An 11,549-nucleotide genomic window follows, 5' to 3' on the forward strand; every position below is an offset into this window, starting at 1 on the left:
CCTATCTAGCATTTATTTATTTATTTTCTGTGCTTGTACTATTTTCTTTTGTTTTAAAAGATCTCTATTTTCTCTTTTATCCTTTAATGTCTCCGCCCCCTCTTCTTTATATCTTTCTCTTAATTTATATCGCGGAAGATTTGCAGGTACTAAGCTTTTCGAAGGTTCAGCCTCTAAAAGCTTTGAAACGCCTGTTGATTCGTATGATTTTAAATCATACACTTCAGAGAAGTAACTATCGGCTGTATCTGATTCATAGTGCTTTATCTCTGGATAAGAAGAAATAACCCCTTCATAATTTCTTAAAACGACTTTCTCAGGACTGTGAGAAATTATATAATTTGGCTGTAAAGCTATCTTCCCACCTCCGTTTGGTGCGTCTACTACGAATGTTGGTACAGCATAACCAGAAGTATGTCCTCTTAAAGATTCAATTATTTCCAATCCTTTAGAAATAGGCGCTCTAAAATGGCTAATCCCTTCAGACAGATCACACTGATAAATATAGTATGGTCTAACCCGGATTTTAACTAAATCATGTACTAATTTTTTCATTATTGGCACGCTATCATTTATGCCTGTCAGAATAACAGATTGATTCCCAACTGGAACCCCCGCATTGACCAATTTCTCACAGGCTTCTTTCGCTTCATCGGTTAATTCTATCGATGTATTGAAGTGTGTATTTAGCCATACAGGATGATATTTCTTTAAAATCGTACACAAATCATCCGTTATTCTTTGAGGAAATACTACTGGTGCTCTAGTACCAATTCGAATGATTTCAACATGCGGTATGTCTCTTAAACTGCTTAAAATATATTCGAGAATTTTGTCATTAATTAATAAGGCATCTCCGCCCGATAATAAAACATCTCTGACTTCTTTATTATTCCTAATATAATCAATAGCTCTATCAAGCTGCTTTTTAGGTACTGCCATCCCCACCTGTCCAGAAAACCTTCTTCTTGTACAATATCTACAATACATGGAGCATTGATTGGTTACCAAGAACAATACTCTATCAGGATACCTATGAGTTATACCTGGTACAGGAGAATCTTCATCTTCATCCAACGGATCTTCTAGATCATAGTGACTCTTCATAATTTCAGCAGATAATGGAACAGATTGCATGCGTATTGGACATCGTACATCATCTGGATTCATTAAAGATGCATAATAAGGAGTTATATTCAAAGGTATTGTTTGTAGAGAAATTTTCACTCCTTCTTCTTCTTCAGCAGTTAAGTTGACAACTTTCTTTAAATCATCTAACGTTTTAATAGTGTTCGTTAATTGCCAATGCCAGTCATCCCATTGCTCTTGGGTAATATCTTTCCAAAGTTCAATTTCCCTATAATGTCTTCTTTCACCTGGTTTAAGTTTAGTCTGCATGAATCACCTCTCCTTTGATGTTGGTATAAATAGTCATGAGTTCCTTTGTCAATTCTTTCGCAGGCTCCTCATTCTCACTTAAGTAAAAATGACCACCATTAAAATACTTACACTTATAGTCATTGATCGTCATTTTCTCCCATAGCTTCACTTCCTCATCAGGAACTGCTGAATCTTGTGCACCTAGCCAAAGTTCCATTGGATAGTTGATAAATGCTTTGTCATCGAATTTAAATGTATCAAGTAAATGAAAATCTCTGCCTGTAACATCAACGATTGAATTGAACAGCTTCGAGTCAGACTCAAGCTCATTTGGCACTCCACCTAGCCTTCTAATATCTGCTATGACACTTTCCCTCGTTCGCCTCGTAAACGGAGCTTCAGGATGCGTCGCATTATTAGATACAGTTATAGGGGACCTAGCAGCTGAAATGATTAATTTTTGAATATATTGACTTTTATCATCCAGTAAACTTGATAAAGCATAGACAAATAGTCCACCTAAACTATGACCAAATAAAACGGCTGGGCGATCAATATAATGAAATACTGTTTTAAAAAGATATTCTTTTGCCTCACAAAATGTTGATAGAAACGGTAAATCATTAGTCATTCCTCTACCAGGTAATTCGAACAAACATACTTCTATATCTTCAGATAAATCTCTCACTAAAGGAACCATCGAAAGTGCCGAACCTCCAGCATGATGAAAACATAGCAATTTTAATTTTGCATGTGGATTTGGGTTATATACTAGATATCCTTTTTCTTGTTTCATCTTCACAATCTATGACCACCTATTATTTTCATAGCTTCCTCCACTGAAAGCTCGCCTTGTTTCACTTTTTCAAGTACTTCAATTTTGCTGTAAGATGGAACAGTACTTTCTTGGATAGGCACAGCTTCTTTTCTAGCCGTAATTTCTTCTACAAACCGATTAATCGTTGGATATCTGAAAAGATCACCAACTACAAACTCATACGAAGGCAACACTTTTCTAAGTAAGTTATATAATTTCAGTACAATTAAAGAATGGCCACCTTGATCGAATAGGCTACGATTCAACTGTACCTTTTTTCCTAAAACTACTTCCCATGTCTCTCTTACAATATCAACCATATCTCCTGACATTGAGATAGTCGATGTATCGGTTAACTGATTAAGTAATTCTTCAGCTTGTTTCCTTAGCAAAACTCTATCAATCTTGCCATTCGTATTGCGGGGTAGCCTTTCTAAAGGAACAATAATATTCGGAATAGCGAAATCCGGAAGTATCTTAGAGATACTACTATTAATGGTCTCAATACTTTGGTCTGTTCCACTTATAAAGGCAATTAAAGTATTTTCACCGTTATTACTTGGAAGACAGATAACAAAACATTCCATACCTGGTTGAAGGGATAATAACGCGTTCTCTACTTCTCCTAATTCTAATCGATAGCCTCGAATTTTTACTTGCTGATCACTGCGCCCATAAAATTCAATCACTCCATTAGCGTTCAACCTAACTAAATCACCAGTCCGGAAGTAGTTAACATCATTCAGAGTATAACTATTTGAGGTAACTAAACCCTCCTCGGTTACATAGCCTTTTGTTACTTGTTTCCCTCCAATGTGTAGTTCACCTATCATGCCAGGGGCTACCGAATTACCTGATTTATCAACAATTCTCACCATTGTTCCTGGTAATGGTTTACCTATTGGACAAAGTCCGGATTTAGAACTGTCATGATTGTTATTACACGTATAAACTAGAGACTCAATTGTACATTCACTTAGACCATAACCATTGTAAAAATTGACGCCGTCCCAAAGCATGTCACATATTTCATTCTTTTCTTCAAGTCTGAACGTATCAGCACCTACCACTATCGTTTTTAAATCTTTTAAGATAATATTTACCTCATTTAAATAGTGAATAAATTCCCTTACTAAAACAGGTGTTGACTCCAAAAACGAAATTTTATATTTAGCTGCCATTTCTGCTAAATATGCCATATCAATTCTTTTATCTTCCTCGCAAACGAACAAGCAGCCATTCGTTGACCATGCCTTCAGCAAATCACCTAAAAAAACATCGGATGTCCAACTCCCTAGTTGAAGAACATGTTGTTCACTAGAAAGGTCATAAAATTGTTTCCAGCTTTGGATTAGTTGTGACAACCCTTCTGTTTTTAATGAAACGATTTTAGGTTCCCCTGTACTACCAGAAGTAGAAATATAATATGCCACATCTTCCGATTTAAATCTGTAAGCCTCGCTTATCATTTCTTTTTCATCCATACTACGTTCAATAATGGTTGGAATGTTATCTAGGAATAATGATGTTTTTGGCTGCAATATGTCTAATGTACGTTTAGTTCTTGCTTCAGGTATACTCGTATCAATAGCACACCATGCCGCACCTATTGTCCAAGCAGCAAAAATACCGATTGCTGTTTCAATACTTTTCTTTCCTACCAGTGCAACTGTATCCCCGCTCTGTACTCCTTCTTCGAGCAGTTGATTTGCCACAATATTGCTATATCTTTTCACATCACGATAACTTAAATTTCTTTGACCATCTGAAATGGCTAAGGAATCATCCCTATGGTCTCCTAAAATGGATTGAATTGAAAAATTTTCAGACGTAGTAGAAAATTCTGTCGTCAAAACATTTTTTAAATATAGCTCTTCGCCTTGTGTTAAGTTAATATTTTGGACCAACATATTATTATAGTTATCTATATTTTCAAATATATACTCAAGTGAATCTAGAAGTCTTAGAAGCTCCGTTTTCTCATAACGTTGTTGATCCCAACCTAATCGTAAGCATATGGAGTCTTGCGTAATATCAAATGTTACCGATAATGGATCAGAGCTTGTTCCATATTGGTGAACCAAATCACCATTCTTTTTATTATTTAAAGTTCCCTTGAAATTTTGGAAAATAACAGAGGTTTTAAAGATTTCTGTATCTCCAGACACCCCACCAAACTGTAATAATTTAGAATACGGAACTCCGCTGTTTTCAGAAACATCTTGCAGATGATCCATTGTCTGTAGACATACTTCTTTTAATGTTAGTTCATCTTCTATATCTATTTTGACGGGTAATGTGTTTATAAGCATTCCATTCATATCACTCGACTCTATTAATTGATATGGTCTTAATGCAAAAGTCGATCCTACGTATAGCTTATTCGTATGTTGATATCGATTGATTAACACGCCCCATATTGTTAAAGCAATACTTGAAGTTGTAACTCTATTCTTTATGCTATAGGCATGAAGATTTTCTGCCGCTCTCTTGCTTAACTCTTTATCGATATACATGAATAATGGCTTTTGAGTAATATGTTGTGACTTTTCTATAGCTAATGTTTCAGCTTCAGCTAAATCACTTAATACATTTCCCCAATATTTTTCCAGTCCTTTTTGATACATTGGATCACTAATATAATGTAAATAAGGTTCTATATCTGGACGAATGGCTAATGAAGTGACATCCTTATTTAACAGCTTAAAGAAATCTTCAAGTGTTTGAGCAATTGACCAACCATCCATAATGATATGATGATGCACCCATACTAATAAGTTTTTAGATGGTTTCCAATTTTGAATAAGATAAAATTGTTGCGTCTTATTCAGCATCGTTTGCTGTAGCCTACCAATCTCACTTTTAAACCAATTCTCTATATTCATAAATTCATCTTGAATCCTTAAATAATTAACCTCGACTACATTGATGTCTTCTACATTGTTTTGAATAATTTGGATTGGTTCTATCTCTTGCTGCCACTCAAATTTTGTTCTTAATGCTGGGTTGGCTTTGGCAGTATTTAACCAAGCATCTTGAATCTCTTCGAATGTAAATGAATTAGGAATTTCATAAGATAAAATTTGCCAATATGCATCTGATGTTGGGTCCTTTAACGTTTCCATTAACATAACTAGCTGCAATGGTGTTAACGCGAGTTTCTTATCATTTTGTAGCATTCTATACTAACCTCCTTCCATATTATTTAAGTATGAGAGACATTTCTGATACCGTCGGGTGCTTCAAAAAGTCTTTCGGAGTAATGTCAATACCATTGGTACGCAATTTAGATACTATTTGAAGAGATTTAATGGAATCTCCACCGATTTCAAAAAAGTTATCATCAATACCTATTTCATTAACCTTTAGTACTTCAGCCCATATTTCTACAATTGATTTTTCCAGTTCAGTTGTTGGCTCCCTGAAATTATTTTGAGCACCATCGGAAAGGTATTGTGAAGCTTCTAAGCTAAGTAGTTTTCTGTCTCTTTTTCCGCTAGATGTTAATGGTAATCTATCTAACTCAACGAACATTGATGGGATATACGTTGCCGGTAAATCTTTAGAGACAGCTTTTTTCAAGTCATTTCTACTTAGACTATCTTTTAAATTTAAAGTGTAGAAGCAAACTAAACATGGTTTGTTATTTTGATCATTCCCTAATACTACCGCTGCATCATTAACTTGTGGTTGCTGTATTACACATGCTTCAATTTCTTCTATCTCAATCCTTACACCGTTTACCTTAACTTGTGAATCCTTTCTTCCTAGAAAATCTAAACTGCCATTCGCTGAAATTTTTACCAAATCACCAGATTTGTAAAAGGTTTTACCATTTCGCTCTACAAAAGCTTTGCTCGTTTCTATTTCATCCTTGAAATAACCTTTTGCTAAAGAAGGCCCTCCAATCATTAATTCACCTGGAAAACCTTTTGGAACTGGTAGCCCAGCTTCATCGACAACTTCTATTTCTACATAAGGTAATGGAAAACCAATATTATAGTGATCTTTTGTTACCTGTTGAACAGTAACTTCAATCCCTGCCTCAGTTGGACCATATAAATTGAATGCTTCGACTTGTGGTAACAACTCATTTATTTTTTTAGCTAATGGAGCTGGCAGAGCTTCCCCACTTAAATGAAGATATTTTAATGGTAAATTGTAATCTTTTTGAGAGTCCATTTCATTGAGCATTAATTGCAACACAGAAGGGACAAAATGACACAAGTCAATTGACTTATCACTAATAAAATTCAATAAACCTAAAGGATCCCGATGCAAGTCTTTAGGAGCAACAACTAACTTAGCACCTGTACAAAGGGTATAAAATATTTCCCAAACAGATACATCAAATGTATATGGCGTTTTAAACAATGTTTTATTACCAGGTTTAATCTTATTTTGGTTTTTTTGCCATTCAATGCGTAAAGAAGCCCCTAAATGTGGACATACTACACCTTTCGGCTCACCCGTCGATCCAGAAGTAAACATAAGATATGCTGGATCATGGACAGAGACACTCCTCATTGCTTTTACATTATTTTTAAAGCTATTTTTTTCTAAAGTATTTACAATTTCCCATTCTCCATAGGGTATTTCATCTATTGTATTTACCATTAAAACTTTTGGATTTAATCTCGCTAATAATTTCTGTGTTCTTGCTATAGGATGCTCCGTATCTAAAGGAACGTATACTGCGCCTGCCTTCAGAACACCTAGTATTACCGCGATGACATCAATTCCCCTGTCCATATAAATAGGCACATAATCGCCTTTTGCAATACCCATTGATAGCAGTAATGAAGCATATTTTTCTGCTTCTTCATTGAGTTGTTCATATGTTAAAGCTCTATCCAGCTCTTGAATGGCAATATAATCCTTATATTTTCTCGCTGCCTCTTCAAATTGACAGTGTAGTGGCTTAGCCTTTTGTATTAGTCCTCCATTATCGTTAGCGGATATAATGGAACCTTTTGTAAATGCAGAACTCCACAAATTATCTGGTTCATTAATTAATGAAGCAAGTAATCTAAAATAATTCTTCACCAACAATTGAATCTCTACTTCTGTGAAATGAGCAAATGAATATTCTATATGTCCTTTTACTTCTCCGTTCTCCACATTGAAGAAACAACTTAAAGGAAATCTTGATCCACCAGTATCTTGCTCGATAAAACTTGTGTTGATATTCTTTAAATCCATTTCAAGATTCACTTTAAGACTGAATGTATTATTTACTACATCAAAATACTCTCTTTTATCAATGTTAGCCGCAATATCAACAATAGAGAAATCTCCATGAGCAATATTTTCATGTACAGTGTTACTGATTTCATGCAGAAGCTCTTTAAAGGAGGCATTTTTATTTAATGAAAGCGTTAAAGGAACTAAATTAACAAACATGCCAACATCATTTAAATTTTCATTTGTCCTACCATGATAAGGAACTCCTATCGTTATTGTGTCCTGCATACAATATTTTGCTAAATTTAGTGCCCAAGCAGTTAGTAATATTGTAAACTGACTCAATTTCATCTCCTGCGAAAATTGATCAATTTTTTTACCTAGCTCTCTAGTGCTTTCAATCTCAAAAATCTTTCCAATTCTTATATATTCTTCGGATTTCTCTCGAATAGGCAGTTGAGCGAGTTTAAATGTCTTAGATTGCTCAACCCAAAAATCCTTTAAATTTTGATCCTTTGATTTATTAACCAATTTATTTATATTATTATATAAATTTTCAGAACTACTTGATTTGATGTCATCTCTAGTAATTTCCTCATTATAAACTTTAGCTATATTTTGAAGTATATTTTTTAAAGATAAGCCATCACATACAATATGATGAGAGACAAGTACAAAAACGGCTCCAGCATTCTCTGTATGAATGACTGCCCCTCTAAACAATACATCGCTCTCTAACTGGAAAGGTTGATTATAAATTGTCTTTGCAAGTGAGCGTGCCTCCTCCATATTTTTCACCTGTAAGATTTGAATGTGATAATCCACGTGCTCTGCTATATCATCTATATTTCTAATTTTTTGTTCAATTCCATAGGAGGCATTTTCTCTAAAATTCACAAAAAAGGCAGCATTTTTCTTAATGTTTTGCACAAAGGCACTATAAAACTTACGTTCATCGAAAAGTCCGTTAATATGAAAAGTAGCACCTACATTATAAAACGGATTTCCTTCATTTGTTTTCCATAAATACCAAAGCCCTTTCTGCATACTCGTTGCAGGGAACCACTCGTTTTTATTATATATAGTAGGTTCATTGTTTGTTGATAGGGCTGGTAAAGTAGAAAGAATATCCAATAAATTACATGGTTTTCTCTGTTGCTGTACTTGCCATGGTAAACAATCAACATGAAACGCTTTTGACACTTTCACAGCAATTTCTGCCGCATCTAAGGAATTTCCTCCAACTTCAAACAAATCTGTTTGTGATGAGCATTTTAAGTCTAAGGTAGAAGAAAAAATATCAATAATCTTCTGCAAAGACTCACTTATATTCGTTGAGGATTCACTTAATTGTTTTCTGTTGAAATAGTCAATATGCTGTTTGTTCAACAATTCTCGATCTATTTTCCCGTTTCTAGTCAACGGTAAATGTTTATGAAAAATAAGTTGAACTGGTATCATATTGTTAGGCAGCTTGTCTTTTAAATAGCTAAATAATTCAAGTTCTGAAATAGAGGATTCCTCTTCTAATACAATGGATGCTGTCAATAGCGTATTTGAAGCTATATGTATTGGTAATGCTATAGCTTGACTTACTCTATTATGTTTTTGAAGAGTACTCTCTATATCCCCTAATTCAATTCTCACTCCATTAATGCTTAATTGGAAATCTTCCCTACCATGGAAATGGAACTTCCCTTGAAGATCTCTGCTGACGACATCCCCAGTGTTGTAGGCTCTTACATTTTCACCGTCAATGTCTAACTGTTTAAATTTTTCATTTGTCTCATGCGGCAAATTAATATATTCTCTTGCTAATCCCTCACCAGATATCCATAATGTTCCTTTTCTATCAACTTCATGAATGATTTGTAAATTTCGATCTAAAATAAAACACTTTACATAAGGTAAAGCAGAGCCTATATGAGGTAGCTTTTTCGCCTTACCATCCGCTCTCTCCACAATTCCAGAAGTACTTACAACAGTCCCTTCACTTGGTCCATAATTGTTTACTACATGAAAAGGTAAATCTTTTGAAGGGTACTTTGTTAGTTTATCTCCCCCTACCAAAAGATATTTTAAAGCTACATGACTATGATCCCAGTCGAGTTCCATTAGTCGCTCTGCAATTGGCGTAGATACAAATGAATGCGTTACTTGATGCTTTATCCAAGTATTTTTTAATAGCTCTGGGTTCAGTCTTTCATCTTTTGTCGTCATATAAATAGATGCTCTTGAAGCTATTGCCCCCCAAATCTCCCATATGGAAGCGTCGAATCCAGGTGAAGAGGTTAAAGATACTATTGAATCTTTTGTCACATCAAACGTTTTTGTATGCCAATCGATTAATCGATTTAAAGATTGCCACTCAACGACTACACCCTTCGGTTTGCCTGTAGTACCTGATGTAAAGATAATATAAGCAGCTGATTTTACAGAAAAATGAATATTTATGTTAATTTCCTTATGATCCAAGTTAAAATGTTGAAGAGCATCATCAAGCTTAAAAGTGATCTGATCTTGAAAAGCATTTGCCTTATAAATATCCTGATGCGTAATTATTATGCTAGGTTTGATATCGTCAATGATGTTGTCGATTCTGTCCTTTGGTGTCTCTGGATCGATACAAACAATAACTCCACCAGCAATAAATGTGGATAAATGTGCAACAAGAAGAGCTGGTGACCTTCTAAGAACAATCAAAACATTTTGTTCAGCACCCGGTTTAATCCCCTTCTCTTGCATTGCGGTTGCTAATTTAAACGCTTTATTAGCCAGTTGTTTTAAACTGTATTTATTTTGATTGAACCATAAGCTTTGTTCGTCATAGTAATTGATTTCTTCACTAAAAAAACTTTCATAGAAATTTGACATTCTATTACCCCAATCTAACAAATTATTTAGAAGCATTAATTTTTAGATATTTAGAATATAAATTTGGATTTGCGATTGATAATTTTAGAAATTCCAGTGTTTCATTTTTATGAAACCCTTTATGCATTAAAATGGAAAAAAATTGTTGAGATAAACTTGCAACTCTGTGAGATTCCACTGTCATTTGTTTGCTCTCTTTCATCTCTTTTAATTCCTGTTTAATGATCTGATAGGGAGAATGGATTTCTTTCTCAAAGTCCTGCTTATCGATTTTCTCTTTAAAAGGAGTCCCAATAATAACTCTTAAACACGCTTGTAAAAAGTGGATAGTTTCTTCTATTTTGAATGTATTTTCATTAAGATTATTTAAAATAGAATGGATGCCATTTTTCTCGTTAACCGGTATCGCCCGATAGTCAGGATATTCCATCTTCATAATATCCGTTAGAATCGTTTTAGGACCCATCTCAATAAATGTGCCAACGTCTTTATTAATGAGCACGTCCATAACTTTTGGCCATCTCACACTTTCTGTAAGCTGTCTACTTAATTGATCTGCTATTTCGTCAGCCCTACTATATAGTTGACCTGAAGCACAGGAAAATATAGGATATCGACAATCATTCATCTGTGTTTGTTGCAGAGCTGCTTGAAATCTTTTTTCTGCTGGCTTCATGAGTCTACTATGAGCAGGAACACTAACAGGTAATATCTTTGTAACCGCTCCCTTTTTCTGTAACTCAATGGAGGCCTGCTCCAATGCATTTTTATGACCACTTAGTACGATTTGATTTGTCGAATTAAAGTTGGCAACAGTTACATGATTATTGTCAGTATCTATTCTTTGACATACTGCCTCTACTTCTTCTCCAATAAGTCCAAAACAAACAACCATACCACCATCTTGAGTACATTCACTCATAGCAGTTGCACGAAGCTTTACTAATTCAACTGCCTTGGCAAAAGGGATTCCGTCGGCAGCAACTACTGCCGACAGTTCACCTAGACTATGTCCAGTTAAATAGAGTTGTTTTACATCATTATTTTTTTTAAATATCTCCCAGCAGGCAATGCTATAAACTAGAATTGCAGGCTGAACTATTACCGTATTACGAAGTTCTCCATTGTTATTTTCACATGCTTTCAATAAATCATAGCCTAATATATCGCTAGCCTCATTATACAGATCACGAGCTATTTGATAATTTTTGTATAATTCTTGTCCCATAGAATCGTATTGTGAACCTTGACCCGGAAATACAATTGCAGTGTTCAAACGATATCCCTCCCAATG

General features: G+C 34.7%; 5 protein-coding genes. All 5 read right to left on the bottom strand.

Annotation, left to right across the window (positions count from 1 at the left end; genetic code table 11):
• Window positions 1-12: 12 nt before the first annotated feature.
• The 5 genes from ablA to fabD are packed head-to-tail and all read right to left on the bottom strand — an operon-like array spanning window position 13 to window position 11,531.
• Complete coding sequence (gene ablA, locus NST76_RS12425; RefSeq protein ID WP_342543940.1) at window positions 13-1,398, bottom strand: lysine 2,3-aminomutase; 1,386 nt, start codon at window positions 1,396-1,398, stop codon at window positions 13-15.
• Window positions 1,388-2,176, bottom strand: coding sequence for an alpha/beta fold hydrolase (locus NST76_RS12430; protein WP_342545277.1), 789 nt, complete (start codon window positions 2,174-2,176; stop codon window positions 1,388-1,390). Before NST76_RS12430 ends, ablA begins: the two co-directional genes overlap by 11 nt.
• Window positions 2,177-2,178: 2 nt before the next feature.
• Complete coding sequence (locus NST76_RS12435; protein ID WP_249645918.1) at window positions 2,179-5,376, bottom strand: AMP-binding protein; 3,198 nt, start codon at window positions 5,374-5,376, stop codon at window positions 2,179-2,181.
• Between the two features lie 22 nt (window positions 5,377-5,398).
• A complete protein-coding gene (locus tag NST76_RS12440) occupies window positions 5,399-10,255 on the bottom strand; it encodes an amino acid adenylation domain-containing protein (RefSeq protein WP_342543941.1) in 4,857 nt (1,618 codons plus the stop codon).
• 22 nt (window positions 10,256-10,277) lie between these two features.
• Window positions 10,278-11,531, bottom strand: a complete 1,254-nt coding sequence (gene fabD / locus NST76_RS12445) for an ACP S-malonyltransferase (protein ID WP_342543942.1) — start codon at window positions 11,529-11,531, stop codon at window positions 10,278-10,280.
• Window positions 11,532-11,549 lie beyond the last annotated feature (18 nt).

The organism is Lysinibacillus sp. FSL W7-1291, from assembly GCF_038593415.1.
GTDB classification, from domain to species: Bacteria; Bacillota; Bacilli; order Bacillales_A; family Planococcaceae; genus Lysinibacillus; species Lysinibacillus fusiformis_D.

What these genes read in the sequence shown, in the direction of transcription:
- NST76_RS12430 (WP_342545277.1), bottom strand. Translation starts at nt 2,176, where the DNA reads ATGAAACAAGAAAAAGGATATCTAGTATATAACCCAAATCCACATGCA.
- NST76_RS12435 (WP_249645918.1), bottom strand. Translation starts at nt 5,376, where the DNA reads ATGCTACAAAATGATAAGAAACTCGCGTTAACACCATTGCAGCTAGTT.
- NST76_RS12440 (WP_342543941.1), bottom strand. Translation starts at nt 10,255, where the DNA reads ATGTCAAATTTCTATGAAAGTTTTTTTAGTGAAGAAATCAATTACTAT.
- ablA (WP_342543940.1), bottom strand. Translation starts at nt 1,398, where the DNA reads ATGCAGACTAAACTTAAACCAGGTGAAAGAAGACATTATAGGGAAATT.